Genomic DNA, 15107 nt, shown 5'->3' with positions numbered 1-15107 from the left:
AATATTTTATGAATGACATATACATTTGAGATTAGGAGGTTCCTATGGCTCATAAATTAGCAGGTACGCCTGTACAAGAACAAGATATTATAGATGTACAAACTCTGGTAGATGCCTATTTTGACAATGCGCCAGATGTAACTGATCCGACACAACTCGTATCCTTTGGTACATCAGGCCACCGTGGTACCTCGTTGAATGGTACCTTTACGGATTTACACGTAGCGGCTATTACACAGGCAATCTGTGATGGTCGTGGTCAATTTGGTGCGACAGGACCCATTTTTGTGGGCCAAGATACACATGCTTTATCTCAGCCTGCATTAGTAACAGTGCTTGAGGTACTTGCTGGTAATGGTGTGACTGCCATGGTTGATGCGGATATGGACTTTGTTCCAACGCCATCTGTGTCTCGTGCAATCATTCGATATAATGAAAGTAACGATAAAAAAGCAGATGGTATCGTTATTACACCATCTCACAATCCTCCAGATAATGGGGGCATTAAGTATAATGCTACCAACGGTGGCCCTGCAGATACGTTGATTACAAAATGGATTGAAACCCGCGCCAATGAGTACGTTCGTGCTTATTGTGAATTAGAAGGGTTCAAACGCATTAGTATTGATAATATTGAACCAGATCAACAAGTTCCGTATGACTATAAGGGCTTATATGTGGAAGAATTATCCTCTATTATTAATATGGAGGCCATTCAAAGTGCGAAGCCTAAAGTTCTTGTCAATGCATTAGGTGGTAGTGGCCTTGGTTATTGGCGGGCCATTAAAGAACGATATAATCTTAATATGGATATTATCAATGATGAGTACGATCCAACCTTTAGCTTTATGACCTATGACCATGATGGCAAGGTGCGTATGGATTGTTCTTCTGAATATGCGATGGCGGATGTAACTAAACAAATTGGCAATTATGATCTCGCTGTTGGTAATGATCCTGATTATGATCGCTACGGTATCGTTACTGCAGAGGGACTTGCTTCTCCTAATGCGTTCCTTACGGTTGCTGCAGATTATTTGTTTACAACCCGTGGTTGGACAGATAAAGGGGTAGGTAAAACCGTTGTTTGTACCACTATGATTGATAAATGGGCGGCTGTTAAAGACATTCCGGTTTATGAGGTTCCGGTAGGCTTTAAATATTTTAGCTCTTTATTATTTGATGGTGAGATTGGTATCGGCGGTGAAGAATCTGCAGGCGCATCGTTCCTTAAAAAGGACGGCACCGTATGGACTACCGATAAAGACGGCATGGTAATGGCGCTTCTAGCAATGGAAATGTATGCCGTTATGGGCGCAACTGTTGATCGCCTCTACAATAATATTGTTGAAGGTTGTGGTGACCCACGATTTGGTCGCATTGATGCGGCTTGTACAAAGGCAGCAAAGGCTAAGTTGAAACAGTTGAATGCAAGTTCCATTACAGCTACAGAGGTAGATGGAGACGCTATTACTAATATACGCACTACATCCTTATACAAGGATATGCCCATCGATGGGGTTCGCGTAGAAACTGAAACAGGTTGGTTTGTAGCGCGTCCGTCCGGTACAGAGGATTTGTATAAAATTTATGGTGAAAGCTATAAAGGGGATAAAGGATTAGTAGCGTTATTGACAGCAGGAGAGGCTATCGTAACAGCTGCATTATCCGAAGAAGTATAAAATGTTACTTTTACATGAAAACTCATGAAGATTTCACCGTAGAAAAGTAATAAATGTGATATAATATATTAATATAGTTTATTGAATGCTCTCTATGGGTTACATAGTTTGTAGTGCTCTGAAAAGGTGATGTTATGAAATTAGTTGTTACCGTTGTCGGCGTTGACCGCGTTGGTATCATAGCTGGGGTTAGTACCGTACTTGCTGACCACGGTGTAAATATTATGTCCATTAACCAAACCATTCTTGATGGTGTTTTTAATATGATTATGATGTGTGAAACGAAGTCTGAAGATATGAAAGATTTAACATCTATTCAGGAGGCTTTAACTACACTCGGTAAAGAGCTTGGTGTTGAAATCCGTGCACAACATGCTGATATTTTCTTAAGCATGCACCGTGTAGGATAGGAGGCACTATGTTATCTATCGACAATATTTTAGAAACGAATCAGATGATTCATGATAACAAGCTTGACGTACGTACCATTACAATGGGTATTAGCTTGCTTGAATGTGCATCTAGCTCTGGTAAAGAGTTATGTGATCGCATTTATGATCGCATTACGAAAGAAGCAGAACATCTGGTATCTACTGGTGAGGATATTGAGCGTGAATTTGGTATTCCTATCATTAACAAACGTATCTCTGTGACTCCTATCTCCTTAGTGGCTGGTGGCAGTGATTTAACATCTTATGTTCCTATTGCAGAAGCGATGGATTGTGCAGCAAAAACAGTAGGTGTAAACTTTATCGGTGGTTTCTCTGCTCTTGTAACAAAAGGTGCTACACGTGCTGACCGCATTTTGATCGATTCCATTCCAGAAGCGTTGGCAACTACAGATATCGTATGTAGTTCTGTAGGTGTGGGCTCTACTAAAACGGGTATCAACATGGACGCTGTTCGCGACATGGGTATCATCGTTAAGAAAACAGCAGAGCTCACAAAGGATAATGATGCTCTTGGTTGTGCTAAGCTCGTTATTTTCTGTAATCCTGTAGAGGATAATCCGTTCATGGCGGGCGCCTTCTTCGGTGTAACTGAAGGTGATAGCGCTATTTCTGTAGGTGTATCTGGTCCAGGCGTTGTAAAACACGCACTAGAATCTGTACGTGGTCAATCCTTTGACGTTGTAGCAGAAACGATTAAACGTACTGCCTTCAAAATTACTCGTGTAGGCCAATTGGTAGCACAAGAGGCATCTCGCCGCCTTGGTAAACCATTCGGTATTATTGACTTGTCCTTGGCGCCAACACCAGCTGTAGGTGACTCGGTAGCTCACGTTCTTGAAGAAATGGGCTTGTCCTCTTGTGGTTGTCATGGTACTACAGCAGCACTTGCATTGCTGAATGATGCGGTGAAAAAAGGTGGCCTTATGGCTTCTTCTCACGTAGGCGGTCTCAGTGGTGCATTTATTCCAGTATCTGAAGATGCAGGGATGATTGATGCCGTATCTTGTGGCAGTTTATCCCTCGATAAATTAGAGGCTATGACATGTGTATGTTCTGTAGGCCTTGATATGATTGCTATTCCTGGAGACACAACAGCGGATACTATTTCTGCGATTATTGCTGATGAATCTGCTATTGGTATGATTAATAATAAGACAACTGCGGTTCGTGTAATTCCTGTACCTGGTAAAACAGTAGGTGAGGTTGTTGAGTTTGGCGGCTTGTTAGGCTATGCTCCAATCATTGAAGTGAGCCCATATAGTGCAGCTGAGTTTATTGCACGCGGTGGTCGTATTCCAGCCCCTATTCGTAGCTTAACGAACTAATATTGTTTTTAACCCAGTTGTTGGAGGTGTCTTATGAGTGATTATGTGCTCGATTATGTATGGGCCTTTGCTCTAGCGCTCATCATAACCTTTGCACTTACCCCTTTGGTGAAACGCTTCGCCGTTGCTGTTGGGGCAATAGATAAACCTGATGCACGCAAGGTACATCATGGTGCTATTCCACGACTTGGTGGGTTAGCAATCTTTCTCGGTTATATAGGATCGGTTCTCTTTAATGGATCCATCCCTCATGACCACAAACTATTTGGCTTTGTACTTGGTACCGTTATTCTTGTGCTTGTGGGCATATGGGATGATATTAAACAAATTGAGCCAAAGACTAAGTTAATGGGTCAAATTATAGCAGCCGCTATTTTGGTGGCTTACGATATTCGCGTAGACTTCATCAACCTTCCTTGGGGTGGTGTAGTATATCTTAAATATTGGGCTGCTCCATTGACTATTTTCTGGATTGTAGGCTTTACGAATATCGTAAATCTCATCGATGGCCTAGATGGCTTAGCAGCAGGGATTTCCTTTATTGCTTGTATTGCTGTTTGCGCTATGACATTACAACTTGGTCAAACAGACCTTGCCTGTATTTCATTGGCACTAGCAGGTGCAACAGTGGGGTTCTTGCGGTATAACTTTAACCCAGCGAAAATCTTCATGGGTGATACGGGCTCTATGCTCCTTGGTTATACATTAGCAGCTATTTCTGTAATGGGGGCTGTTAAAACAGCGGCTACTATTGCATTAGTAGTACCAGCAATCGTGCTAGGCTTACCAATTCTCGATACGTTGTTTGCTATCGTACGCCGTAAAATCAGCGGCCGTCCGATTTTCAAGCCTGATAAAGGCCATGTGCATCATCGTTTGTTAGCACAAGGCTTATCTCAAAAACAAGCGGTGCTAATGATGTATGCGGTAACGGCTCTATTCGGTGGCGTATCCGTCATCGTAGCAGAGGTGAATGCTTGGATTGGTATCGCATTAGTACTCGTTATCTTCTTAGGTAGTATTTATGTGGCTCGTCGCCTTGGTGTTATTACTCACAGTGATGCGGCAGGTCATCCACTACCACGTCCTACAATTGAACGCAGCGATTCAGATGAAACTATTTCCTTTGATCGTGAAGAATTGGCAAAAGCTTTAGAGGAATCCGAGGATTCCCATAAGAAATAACCATGTGGGGCGCTTGGCGCCCCATTTTTTCTATCCTACTATGTTGGAGGCAACTATGTTAAAAGTTATGACAATCTTTGGTACAAGACCTGAGGCTATCAAGATGGCTCCTCTTGTAAAAGCATTAGAAGTAGCACCGGATATGGAACCGATTGTAACCGTTACGGCACAACATCGCGATATGCTCGATCAAGTACTAAACTTGTTTAATATTACCCCTGATTACGACTTGAATATTATGAGCCAAGGTCAAACATTGTACGATGTAACAAACCGTGCGTTGATGGGCCTTAAAGATGTATTAGAAGAAGCTAAACCTGATGTGGTTCTTGTACATGGTGATACTACAACTACCTTTGCAGGTGCTTTGGCGTCCTTCTACCAAGAGATTCCTGTAGGCCATGTAGAAGCGGGCCTTCGTACAGGTGATATTTACTCTCCATTCCCAGAAGAGATGAACCGCAAGTTGACTGGTTCTATTGCGACATATCATTTTGCACCAACAGCTAGTTCTGAAAGTAATCTTAAAAAAGAAAATATAAATACAGACCATTTGTATGTAACAGGCAATACGGTTATTGATGCCCTTGATACAACAGTACAAGAAAATTATGTGTTTGATGATGCTGCTATCAATGCATTAGATCCTGAAAAACGTACCGTTCTTGTTACTACACATCGCCGTGAAAACTTGGGTGAGCCTATGCGCCATGTATACCAAGCTATTCGCGATTTGATTAATGAATTTAAAGATATTCAAGTGGTCTTCCCTGTACATAAGAATCCTAAGGTTCGCCAAGTTGTACAAGAGGAACTCGGTTCTGTAGAACGTGTTACATTGATTGACCCGCTTGATTACGAACCATTTGCTAATTTGATGGCTAAATCCTATTTGATTCTTACTGATTCTGGTGGGATTCAAGAGGAAGCACCAGCTCTTGGTAAACCAGTTCTCGTATTGCGTGATACTACAGAACGCCCAGAAGCTGTTGAAGCTGGTACTGTGCGCCTTGTAGGTACTGACAAAGACGCTGTACATGCAGCAGCTCATGAATTGTTGAGCAATGCAGAGGCTTATAAATTGATGTCTAATTCCGTTAACCCATATGGTGACGGCAAAGCATCTGAACGCATCATCCAAGCGTTGCGCCATGAATTTTTAGGCGATCCTAATCGTCCTGAACGTTTTGGTAAATAATATGGATAAGGACCTTGTGAAAGCCCTCGCCATGGCAACATCAGCGGGGCTCACACTCGTTTTCTGTATAGGTGGCTTTATTGGGATTGGATATATACTAGATGGTTGGTTTAGAACTGAACCATTATGTATGGTTATATTTGGTCTTATTGGAGCTATAACAGGCTTTTATATGTTATATAAACAAGTTAAGTAGTGAGGTATATATGAATCAATATATTAAATTCATAGTGCGTGTGCTACTAACTTGTTTTTTTATTGCCTTTTTAGGCGGTATAATACAAGTTTTATGTGGCTTAGAAGTGTATCTATGGGGATGGCTTTGGGGCATTTTTATAATGGTACTCTACTTGCTTAGTTTGGCTTTGCATGGACAATCTATTGTGTCAGGAGACCCTTATAAAGCCGTACGTAAAGCTCGCAGGCAGATGATATGGCGTCTTATGTTAGTAGGCTCTTTGGTCGTCTTAGGATTAAAAATACCTGGTGTTGAAGCTGTTAGCATGTTTATAGGTATTGCACTCATACAACCGGCATTATATGTGGTGTATTGGTGGCTTAGTCGGCATTTCTGACCCCGTAAGTAGCAGTAAGAATGATAGGTGTATACCGATAATGCATTATACACAATGTGATTATGAGTAATTGGAATTGTTTACCTTGTAAGTGTTGATTATATATCTATAACGATGTATGATGATACATATATAATATATTTATATTAATTGTAAATATATAAGGTTTTTATTATGACTATGGAAGGGGTTGAGAACGTGGAATTACATGCGGGACACCATGAGGTCGTGCAGTGGTTGGGGTTAACATTTAATATTGATACCTTGATTGCTACATGGGTTACTATGGCTATTGTAATACTGGTAACAGTATTGGCCACCCGAGGACGTAAATTGGTGCCTGTAGGCTTGCAAAATATAGTGGAAGCTATATTAGAAGGCTTAGAGGGGCAGCTAGCTCCGAACTTGGGTCGTCATTGGCCGATGGTAAGTTCCTTGTTATTTACGTTTTTCTTATTTATTTTTGTAGGGAACGAACTGGGTTTAATGCCAACGTTTAAGGCTTTAACATCACCAACATCCGATATTAATACTACAATTGCATTAGCTCTATGTAGCACATTAGTGGTATGGGTTATGGGGATTAAAGTTAAAGGCTTATCCTATTTCAATCATTTTGTACAACCTTATAAGGCTTTGCTAATCCTTAATATTTTTGAGGAAATTGCAAAACCAGTTACACTTGCTTTCCGTCTATTCGGCAATATCGTAGCTGGTGAAATTTTGTTAGAAGTATTGTATAACTTGCCTTGGTTTGTACCTGTACCATGGGTTTGGATTGCTTTTAGTTTATTTATCGGTATTATTCAAGCCTTTATTTTCACAGTTCTTACTGCCTCCTACTTGGGGATGGCTCTTAGTGAGGAACATTAATTATTTTATATGGAGGATATATTATGGAAGCTCAAGGTTTATTCGCATTAGCAGCAGCAATCGCAGTAGGTTGTGGTGCCATTGGTGCAGGTATCGGTGATGGTCTTGTATCTAGCAAAGTAATCGAAGGTATTACACGCCAACCAGAATTACGTGGTCAATTGATGTCTACAATGTTCGTAGCGATTGGTTTGATCGAAGCGATGCCTATCATCGGTGTAGTAGTAGCATTTATTTTGTTATTCAGATAATAACGAGGAGGAATAACCTTGGTTGACTTAAGCCTTGGAACGATTCTTGCTCAAATGTTGAACTTTTTTATATTAGTTTGGCTATTGGCTCGTTTTGCATATAAACCATTATTGGCTATGATGACAGAACGTAAAGAACGAATTGCTAAAGACTTAGAAGCTGCAGAAAAAGCTCGTGCAGAAGCAGAGGAATTTAAAGCTGATTATGCAGCTCAAATTTCTAATGCTCGTGTAGAGGCACAAAAAATTGTTGAAAAAGCAATTCAAGAAGCAGAAAATACAACACGTGAACAATTAGCAACAGCTCGCGAGCAAATTGAACAAGAAAAAAATCGTGCTCGTCAAGATATTGCCATTGAACGTGATCGTGCTATGAACAGCTTGCGCAATGAAGTTGTTTCCTTATCTGTAGCTATGGCTGGTAAAGTTGTTGCTAAAGATATGAACAGCGAAACTAATACGAAATTGATCGAAGACGCTATTCGTCAACTTGATAGTAAAACGATAGGGTTGTGATACGATGAGCATAGAAATTGTAGCAGATAAATACAGTTCAGCTATGTTTGAATTAGCTCAAGAACAAAATAAGTTGGATCTCATGGAGGAGCAATTAGGCTATGTAGCATCTGTAATGGATGAGCAACCTGAATTAAGCTCATTCCTTGAAAATCCAACTGTTACAGAAGATGCAAAGATTAAGCTGATTGGTAAAATTTTTGAATCTAGTCTCGATAAGGTTGCTTTGCATTTTATTTATGTGATGATTAAACGTGGTCGTGATCGCTATATAAAGCAGACTATTGCGGCATTTATTAAGAAATCACGCGAAGCTCGTGGTATTCTAGAAGCTACTGTCACTGTAGCAGAACCAATCACAGCTGATATAGAAGCATCTGTACAAGCTAAATTACGAGAGGTAACGGGCAAAGATGTTATTCTATCCGTGCGTCAAGATCCTTCCATTATGGGTGGTATTATCATTCAAGTAGGGGATAAACGCATTGATGGCTCTGTATCTCGTCGCTTGCAAGAATTAGAAAAATCTTTATTAAGAACGAACTCTATTAGATAGGGGTGAATGGGTATATATGAAAATGAAGCCTGAAGAAATCACTGCTATAATTAAACAGCAGATTCAGGACTATGATGTTGACCTCAATGTCGATGACGTGGGTACTGTTCTCGACGTAGGGGATGGCATCGCCCATATTTATGGTCTTGAAAGAGCCATGGCCGGTGAGTTGTTAGAGTTACCACACGGCGTATATGGCTTGGTTTTGAACTTAGAATTAGATAATGTTGGTGCCGTACTATTGGGTGATGACTTCTTGATTAAAGAAGGTGACCAAGTACGCCGTACTGGCAAAATTATGGACGTACCAGTAGGTGATGCACTTATTGGTCGTGTAGTAAATCCGTTGGGTCAGCCTATCGATGGTAAGGGTGCTATTCAAGCGACAGAACGTCGTCCTGTAGAACATCCAGCTCCTGGTATTGCGGATCGTCAATCCGTAAATGAACCTTTGCAAACTGGTTTGAAAGCCATTGATGCAATGGTACCAATTGGCCGTGGCCAACGTGAGCTCATCATTGGTGACCGTGGTACTGGTAAAACTGCAATCGCTCTTGATACAATCATCAACCAAAAAGGTAAAGATGTTATTTGTATCTATGTAGCTATTGGTCAAAAAGAATCTACCGTAGCTCGTGTAGTACAAAAATTAGAAGAAACAGGTGCGTTGGATTATACAATCGTCGTTTCTGCTAGTGCTTCTACAGGTGCTCCATTACAATACATTGCTCCGTATGCAGGGGTTGCTATGGGTGAATACTTCATGTACAAAGGCAAACATGTACTTTGCGTATATGATGACTTAACTAAGCAAGCAGCTGCTTACCGTGCTATGTCTCTATTATTACGCCGTCCACCAGGGCGTGAAGCGTATCCAGGCGACGTATTCTACTTACACAGCCGCCTATTAGAACGTGCTGCTAAACTTTCACCAGAACTTGGCGGTGGTTCTATTACAGCGTTGCCAATCATTGAAACACAAGCGGGTGACGTATCTGCATACATCCCAACAAACGTAATCTCCATCACTGATGGTCAAATTTTCTTGGGGACAGATATGTTCTACTCTGGTATCCGTCCAGCTGTTGACGTAGGTTTGTCCGTATCCCGTGTAGGTGGTAGTGCACAAACTAAAGCGATGAAACAAGTAGCAGGCCAATTGCGTTTGGACCTTGCACAATATCGTGAATTGGCAGCCTTCGCACAGTTCGGTTCTGATCTTGATGCGGCTACTAAAGCACAATTAGACCGCGGTGAACGTTTGACTGAAATGTTAAAACAAGGTCAATATGAACCTATGAGCGTAGCAGAAATGGTTATCAATCTTTACGCTGGTACAAAAGGATACTTAGCTAATATTCAAGTAGATGATGTATTATCATTTGAAGCTGAACTTTTACGTTTTATAAAAGCTAACTATCCTGAAATTATCACGAATATTGAAACGTCTAAGAAAATTGATGAAGATACTGAAAATCTATTGAAGCAAGCAATCCCAGAATGTGTAGAAGCATTTGGTTCTACGCATACATTAGTGTCTCATAAGGAGGCGTAATGTATGGCTAGTGCACAAGATTTGCGAAAACGCATAAAAAGTGTTACCAATACGCAACAAATTACAAAAGCGATGAAGATGGTTGCTTCAGCTCGTCTTCGTAGGGCACAAACAAAAGCGGAATCTACACGTCCTTACGCAGAAAAAATTGGGCAAATCTTGCGTCATATGTCTAATAGTGATTTAGAAGGCTTTAGCAGTCCTTTACTAGAGGTACGTCCTATAAAGCGTACGTGCTATATAGTAATAGGTGCTGATAAGGGCCTTGCAGGGGCATTCTCGTCTAATGTATTGAAATTTGCTATGGAGCAATTGCATGGCAAATCTTCCGATACATATCGTGTTATCACGGCTGGTAAAAAGCCAAGAGACAGCATGAAATCCAGAGGAATTCATATCGATAAGTCCTATGCGGGCTTCTCTGATAAACCTTCCTATGAACATGCGCGTGCCATTATGCATGAAGCACTTTCACTATACGAACGTCATGAAGTTGACGAAGTCATCATGATCTATACACGTTTTGTAAATTCTATGACGCAAATTGCACAGGCTGAGCGCTTGTTGCCAATAGAGCAACCACAAGATGAGGTAAAAGGGGAAGAATATGACTTTATGCCTTCCGCTGTATCTGTCTTGGAGGCGTTGCTACCAAAATATTTAGAAATTACTGTTTATAATGGATTGTTGCAATCTGCAGCAAGTGAACTTGGTGCTCGCATGACAGCCATGACATCTGCTACAGACAATGCAGGGGAACTCATTGATTCCTTGGGGCTTGAATATAACAAGTTACGTCAATCTAGCATTACAAACGAAATTTCTGAAATCGTTGGTGGCGCTAATGCCTTGCAATAAATAAGGAGACATCTGTCGATGAGTAATAATATTGGTAAAGTTGTGCAGGTCATTGGCCCAGTTGTAGACGTGCGCTTCGATGCTGGTCATTTGCCAAGCATCTACAACGCCATCAACATCTACCATGATCATAAGGCACATGATAGACAAAAAATTGTAGTAGAGGTTATGCAACACTTAGGTGATGATACTGTACGTTGCGTTGCGATGAGCTCTACTGACGGTATGACCCGTAATATGGATGCTGAAGATACTGGTGCTGCAATTGCCGTTCCTGTAGGTGAAGGTGTATTGGGTCGTATCTTTAACGTACTGGGTGAAACTGTGGACCATGATCCAGCTCCAGTTGTAGCTGACGAAAAATGGCCTATTCATCGTCCAGCACCTAAATTTGATGACCTTTCTCCAGATACACAAATCTTGGAAACAGGTATTAAGGTTGTTGACCTTATCGCTCCATATGTAAAAGGTGGTAAAATCGGTCTTTTCGGTGGTGCTGGTGTAGGTAAAACCGTATTGATCATGGAATTGATTCACAATGTTGCTACAGAGCACGGTGGTTACTCCGTATTCTCCGGCGTAGGCGAACGTACTCGTGAAGGTAACGACTTGTGGAATGAAATGAAAGAATCCGGCGTTATCAATAAAACGGCCCTCGTATATGGCCAAATGAATGAGCCACCTGGGGCTCGTATGCGCGTAGGTCTTACAGGCCTTACAATGGCTGAATACTTCCGTGACGTGAAGAAACAAGACGTGCTCTTGTTTATCGATAACATCTTCCGCTTTATCCAAGCGGGTTCTGAAGTATCTGCCCTCTTAGGTCGTATGCCATCTGCCGTAGGTTACCAACCTACATTGGCTAATGACGTAGGTGCTTTACAAGAACGTATTACATCTACAAAAGAAGGTTCCATTACTTCCGTACAAGCTGTATATGTACCAGCCGATGACTTGACTGACCCTGCTCCAGCAGCGACATTCGCTCACTTGGATGCAACAACAGTATTGTCTCGTTCCATTGCGGAACTTGGTATTTATCCAGCGGTGGATCCACTCGATTCTACAAGCCGTATTTTGGACCCACATGTACTTGGCGAAGAACACTATGCAGTAGCTCGTGGCGTACAAGAAGTATTGCAAAAATATCGCGATCTTCAAGATATTATCGCAATCCTTGGTATGGAAGAATTGTCTGACGAAGATAAATTGACTGTATCTCGCGCTCGTAAGATTCAACGTTTCTTGAGTCAACCATTCTTCGTAGCCGAAGTATTTACAGGTTCTCCTGGTAAATACGTACCATTGTCCGAAACATTGAGAGGCTTTAGAGAAATCCTTGATGGTAAACATGACGATTTACCGGAAGGTGCATTCTACATGGTTGGTACCATTGATGAAGCCGTTCAAAAAGCAAAGGAAATGCAAGAGAAGGGGGAATAATCCATGGCGGAACCTATGTCCCTACAGATCATCACACCTGATGCGATTGTCTTTGAAGGCAAGTCTACATTCTTTGTAGGCAAAGCCATCGATGGTCAATTTGGTGTTTTGCCAAATCATGCACCTATGATTATCGCATTAGATTTAGCGCCATTACGCATAGATCAACCAGATGGAACATCTCGTGAACTTGCCGTATTTGGTGGCTTCTGTGAAATTGAACATAATAAGGTGAGTATTGTAACTCCAGATTGCCAAGATCCATCATCTATTGATGTGGAACGTGCTCGTCGAGCTAAAGAACGTGCAGAAGGCCGGTTATCTAATCCTACACCAGATATCGATGTAGAACGCGCAGAAGCAGCATTGCAACGTGCATTATTGCGCTTGCATGTAACTAAACAACTATAAAGTAAAAGGCTAGCCATAGGGCTAGCCTTTTTCTATAGAATTTCATTTTGTTTATAGGAAACACTCATCTAACATTAAGGTCATCTGCTTATACTAAAATTTGTCATTTAAATTTAATGACTTATTGTGTTAATTTGGAGGTTTTCTAATGAACGTATCAAAAAAATCTTTCATTGCTTTTGCTGTATTAGCATGCTGTTTTGGTGCATCTACACTAGGAACACATGTAGACGCATCTTATGGTTATAAATATACTGACTCGGTTCGTCCACCAGTAGAAACTCCTACAAATGATGCTTTTAGAGCTAACATGGTTAAACAAAATGAAGCTGATAATGCTAAATATGCTGTGACTACTAATACAAGTACAGCAAGTGCAAAAGATGATGATTCAATTTATTACGTAAGCGATTTATCTGATTCCTTCCGTAGTTCATTTACTGCACTTTTAAGAAATGCTGGTTTTACAGAGCATCAACTTAGATTAATCGGCTTGATTCACTAAGTTATGTATCGTTAATAGGTGAATACAAAAAGACCGTTAAGCAATTGCTTAACGGTCTTTTTTATTGTCTCTTATAATACACTAACACCTTTTAAGGAGTAAGCAGTATTTCTAGGTTGTTCTACTTGGAAGTCAAGTACAACTGGAGATTCAGAGTTGATGCCAGGTGCTTGATAGCGGTCACGGTCTGTTGGAATACGTTTATACGGTAATTTATCAAGTAATACAGTCATAACTTTATTCCATACAGCCTTATGTGTTGGCATTGTCAAGGAATCATCTGTTTGATTGAATCCACTGCGTACAGTGTGAATAACTTGGTCATTCACATCGTAGTAATATAACAATGCATTTACCTTTGCTGCAATGTACATTTCACGATCATCATTATTATATGCGTATGGGCTATTTACACCATTGATTTGTACGTATACGTCTTGCAATGGTACAGGCATGATAACAATTTCAGAGTTTTGTGCAGATGCAATTTGTGCAAGGTCAACAGCTCTAATTTCTGCTGTTGGCGTATTAGTACTTACGATTGCTGTGTCGTAGTACGGATATTTAAGTGTGTTAGATAGGCGATCAGTCATATAACGACCCAATTGTGCTGTGTTTTCATTGCGCAACTTGGCAGGTACTACGATTGTTACCTTGCGACTAGGGAAGTTTTCTAAGTGACCATCATAATTAGAATTAGATGTATTGATCGTCGCTTTTTCAGGGGTTCCTACAACTGGAGTAGAAACAGGTGTGTTGGCAACCTTTAAAATAGGTTGACCATTATTATCGGATTGTAATGTAGGTGTAGTTGTATCTACATTAGATTGCACAGAGTTAATAACAACCGGTTGAGCCCTATTGGATGTTAATTGACTCATATTAATTGTGGCCGCACTTGCTGTAGCAAGTGTAGATGCCAATAGTACACCTAGTACTGTAAGTAGCGAACGTTTATAGCGTCCGAATTTACGAAACATAGTTCCTCCTCTTAATAAAACTCTTTAAAATTTACAAACAAAACAACTGGTACTATTATATCACATATACAAAAAAAAGAAGCAAGCTTTATGCTTGCTTCTTGGTCTGGTGGACGATGACAGGATCGAACTGCCGACATCCTGCTTGTAAGGCAGGCGCTCTCCCAGCTGAGCTAATCGTCCATGTGGTGACCCGTCCGGGAATCGAACCCGGGATACCGCCGTGAAAGGGCGGTGTCTTAACCGCTTGACCAACGGGCCAGAATGGCTCCTCGAGTAGGACTCGAACCTACGACCGATCGGTTAACAGCCGATTGCTCTACCAACTGAGCTATCGAGGAATGGTACGATTGTTATTATATGTTAGATTAATTATAAAAGCAAGCGTTTTTTTTAAAATTACTATAAATCAAAAGGCGTTAATTATGACTAAAACACATAACTTTATACAAAAAATAGCTTATCAAAAATAGTGATAAGTAAGTCATTAAAATTAATATAATCTATAGAGATGAATAAACATAGATAATTCCTATATTTATAGGGGATTCATAATGTATATTTTCTTAAGAGTTAGCAATATAAGTATATTGAATATAATCGGTATACATATGCATTGTAAAAAAGTTTAAACCTTTTATTTGAAAAGTAATATCAAGTAGCTTAAAAGTGTATTCATCATCTTAGATATACTCTGCATTTATAAGGTACTTTTAACCTAATTCTTACCTCTAAAAGTCGA

The 15107-nt window shown here is 40.6% G+C and carries 17 protein-coding genes and 3 tRNA genes; 16 read left to right on the top strand and 4 right to left on the bottom strand.

Annotated features, from left to right (window positions below; all coding sequences use genetic code 11):
- Positions 1 to 44 precede the first annotated feature (44 nt).
- The 16 genes from VRHSUH10_RS05540 to VRHSUH10_RS05465 all read left to right on the top strand — a co-directional run bounded on the left by VRHSUH10_RS05540 (position 45) and on the right by VRHSUH10_RS05465 (position 13385).
- A complete protein-coding gene (locus VRHSUH10_RS05540; protein WP_105089732.1) occupies positions 45 to 1682 on the top strand; it encodes a phosphoglucomutase in 1638 nt (545 codons plus the stop codon).
- Positions 1683 to 1816: 134 nt separating this feature from the next.
- Positions 1817 to 2092, top strand: coding sequence for an ACT domain-containing protein (locus VRHSUH10_RS05535; RefSeq protein ID WP_105089731.1), 276 nt, complete (start codon positions 1817 to 1819; stop codon positions 2090 to 2092).
- 8 nt (positions 2093 to 2100) lie between these two features.
- Positions 2101 to 3459: a PFL family protein gene (locus VRHSUH10_RS05530; RefSeq protein WP_105089730.1), complete on the top strand. Its 1359-nt coding sequence runs from the start codon at positions 2101 to 2103 to the stop codon at positions 3457 to 3459.
- 33 nt (positions 3460 to 3492) lie between these two features.
- Positions 3493 to 4644 carry a glycosyltransferase family 4 protein gene (locus VRHSUH10_RS05525; RefSeq protein WP_105089729.1) on the top strand — a complete coding sequence of 384 codons (1152 nt, stop codon included), beginning with the start codon at positions 3493 to 3495 and terminating at the stop codon, positions 4642 to 4644.
- Positions 4645 to 4699: 55 nt separating this feature from the next.
- Positions 4700 to 5842, top strand: a complete 1143-nt coding sequence (gene wecB, locus VRHSUH10_RS05520; protein ID WP_105089728.1) for a non-hydrolyzing UDP-N-acetylglucosamine 2-epimerase — start codon at positions 4700 to 4702, stop codon at positions 5840 to 5842.
- A 1-nt stretch (position 5843) separates the two neighbouring features.
- Positions 5844 to 6038, top strand: a complete 195-nt coding sequence (locus VRHSUH10_RS05515; protein WP_105089727.1) for an AtpZ/AtpI family protein — start codon at positions 5844 to 5846, stop codon at positions 6036 to 6038.
- 10 nt (positions 6039 to 6048) lie between these two features.
- Positions 6049 to 6417 carry a hypothetical protein gene (locus tag VRHSUH10_RS05510; protein WP_005385424.1) on the top strand — a complete coding sequence of 123 codons (369 nt, stop codon included), beginning with the start codon at positions 6049 to 6051 and terminating at the stop codon, positions 6415 to 6417.
- A 174-nt stretch (positions 6418 to 6591) separates the two neighbouring features.
- A complete protein-coding gene (gene atpB / locus VRHSUH10_RS05505) occupies positions 6592 to 7290 on the top strand; it encodes a F0F1 ATP synthase subunit A (RefSeq protein WP_005385425.1) in 699 nt (232 codons plus the stop codon).
- A gap of 23 nt (positions 7291 to 7313) precedes the next feature.
- Positions 7314 to 7541, top strand: a complete 228-nt coding sequence (atpE, locus tag VRHSUH10_RS05500) for a F0F1 ATP synthase subunit C (RefSeq protein WP_004695064.1) — start codon at positions 7314 to 7316, stop codon at positions 7539 to 7541.
- An 18-nt stretch (positions 7542 to 7559) separates the two neighbouring features.
- Positions 7560 to 8057: a F0F1 ATP synthase subunit B gene (gene atpF / locus VRHSUH10_RS05495; RefSeq protein WP_105089726.1), complete on the top strand. Its 498-nt coding sequence runs from the start codon at positions 7560 to 7562 to the stop codon at positions 8055 to 8057.
- Positions 8058 to 8061: 4 nt separating this feature from the next.
- Entirely contained in the window at positions 8062 to 8613 is a 552-nt protein-coding gene (gene atpH / locus VRHSUH10_RS05490) for an ATP synthase F1 subunit delta (RefSeq protein ID WP_105089725.1), read from the top strand.
- Between the two features lie 16 nt (positions 8614 to 8629).
- Positions 8630 to 10168, top strand: a complete 1539-nt coding sequence (atpA, locus tag VRHSUH10_RS05485; RefSeq protein ID WP_105089724.1) for a F0F1 ATP synthase subunit alpha — start codon at positions 8630 to 8632, stop codon at positions 10166 to 10168.
- Positions 10169 to 10171: 3 nt separating this feature from the next.
- A complete protein-coding gene (gene atpG, locus VRHSUH10_RS05480; protein ID WP_060924366.1) occupies positions 10172 to 11026 on the top strand; it encodes an ATP synthase F1 subunit gamma in 855 nt (284 codons plus the stop codon).
- 18 nt (positions 11027 to 11044) lie between these two features.
- Positions 11045 to 12469, top strand: a complete 1425-nt coding sequence (atpD, locus tag VRHSUH10_RS05475; protein WP_060924365.1) for a F0F1 ATP synthase subunit beta — start codon at positions 11045 to 11047, stop codon at positions 12467 to 12469.
- A 3-nt stretch (positions 12470 to 12472) separates the two neighbouring features.
- On the top strand, positions 12473 to 12880 hold the full coding sequence (gene atpC / locus VRHSUH10_RS05470) for an ATP synthase F1 subunit epsilon (RefSeq protein ID WP_105089723.1): 408 nt from the start codon (positions 12473 to 12475) through the stop codon (positions 12878 to 12880).
- A 148-nt stretch (positions 12881 to 13028) separates the two neighbouring features.
- Positions 13029 to 13385, top strand: coding sequence for a hypothetical protein (locus VRHSUH10_RS05465; RefSeq protein WP_105089722.1), 357 nt, complete (start codon positions 13029 to 13031; stop codon positions 13383 to 13385).
- A gap of 71 nt (positions 13386 to 13456) precedes the next feature.
- Here the strand turns inward: VRHSUH10_RS05465 and VRHSUH10_RS05460 are convergent, their stop codons facing one another.
- The 4 genes from VRHSUH10_RS05460 to VRHSUH10_RS05445 all read right to left on the bottom strand — a co-directional run bounded on the left by VRHSUH10_RS05460 (position 13457) and on the right by VRHSUH10_RS05445 (position 14706).
- Positions 13457 to 14365 carry a hypothetical protein gene (locus VRHSUH10_RS05460; RefSeq protein ID WP_105089721.1) on the bottom strand — a complete coding sequence of 303 codons (909 nt, stop codon included), beginning with the start codon at positions 14363 to 14365 and terminating at the stop codon, positions 13457 to 13459.
- 107 nt (positions 14366 to 14472) lie between these two features.
- Positions 14473 to 14548: transfer RNA gene (locus VRHSUH10_RS05455), tRNA-Val, on the bottom strand.
- A 3-nt stretch (positions 14549 to 14551) separates the two neighbouring features.
- Positions 14552 to 14626: transfer RNA gene (locus tag VRHSUH10_RS05450), tRNA-Glu, on the bottom strand.
- A gap of 4 nt (positions 14627 to 14630) precedes the next feature.
- Positions 14631 to 14706 (bottom strand) — tRNA-Asn (locus VRHSUH10_RS05445).
- Between the last annotated feature and the right edge of the window lie 401 nt (positions 14707 to 15107).

The sequence above is a fragment of the Veillonella sp. T11011-6 genome (assembly GCF_002959755.1).
Classification (GTDB): Bacteria; Bacillota; Negativicutes; order Veillonellales; family Veillonellaceae; genus Veillonella.
The sequence above is the reverse complement of the archived record's forward strand: the minus strand, read 5'-3'. Positions and strand labels throughout refer to the sequence as shown.

Bases quoted from the DNA above. Each gene is read 5' to 3' on its own strand.
- VRHSUH10_RS05540 (WP_105089732.1), top strand. From the start codon at position 45: ATGGCTCATAAATTAGCAGGTACGCCTGTACAAGAACAAGATATTATA.
- VRHSUH10_RS05535 (WP_105089731.1), top strand. From the start codon at position 1,817: ATGAAATTAGTTGTTACCGTTGTCGGCGTTGACCGCGTTGGTATCATA.
- VRHSUH10_RS05530 (WP_105089730.1), top strand. From the start codon at position 2,101: ATGTTATCTATCGACAATATTTTAGAAACGAATCAGATGATTCATGAT.
- VRHSUH10_RS05525 (WP_105089729.1), top strand. From the start codon at position 3,493: ATGAGTGATTATGTGCTCGATTATGTATGGGCCTTTGCTCTAGCGCTC.
- wecB (WP_105089728.1), top strand. From the start codon at position 4,700: ATGTTAAAAGTTATGACAATCTTTGGTACAAGACCTGAGGCTATCAAG.
- VRHSUH10_RS05515 (WP_105089727.1), top strand. From the start codon at position 5,844: ATGGATAAGGACCTTGTGAAAGCCCTCGCCATGGCAACATCAGCGGGG.
- VRHSUH10_RS05510 (WP_005385424.1), top strand. From the start codon at position 6,049: ATGAATCAATATATTAAATTCATAGTGCGTGTGCTACTAACTTGTTTT.
- atpB (WP_005385425.1), top strand. From the start codon at position 6,592: ATGACTATGGAAGGGGTTGAGAACGTGGAATTACATGCGGGACACCAT.
- atpE (WP_004695064.1), top strand. From the start codon at position 7,314: ATGGAAGCTCAAGGTTTATTCGCATTAGCAGCAGCAATCGCAGTAGGT.
- atpH (WP_105089725.1), top strand. From the start codon at position 8,062: ATGAGCATAGAAATTGTAGCAGATAAATACAGTTCAGCTATGTTTGAA.
- atpA (WP_105089724.1), top strand. From the start codon at position 8,630: ATGAAAATGAAGCCTGAAGAAATCACTGCTATAATTAAACAGCAGATT.
- atpG (WP_060924366.1), top strand. From the start codon at position 10,172: ATGGCTAGTGCACAAGATTTGCGAAAACGCATAAAAAGTGTTACCAAT.
- atpD (WP_060924365.1), top strand. From the start codon at position 11,045: ATGAGTAATAATATTGGTAAAGTTGTGCAGGTCATTGGCCCAGTTGTA.
- atpC (WP_105089723.1), top strand. From the start codon at position 12,473: ATGGCGGAACCTATGTCCCTACAGATCATCACACCTGATGCGATTGTC.
- VRHSUH10_RS05465 (WP_105089722.1), top strand. From the start codon at position 13,029: ATGAACGTATCAAAAAAATCTTTCATTGCTTTTGCTGTATTAGCATGC.
- VRHSUH10_RS05460 (WP_105089721.1), bottom strand. From the start codon at position 14,365: ATGTTTCGTAAATTCGGACGCTATAAACGTTCGCTACTTACAGTACTA.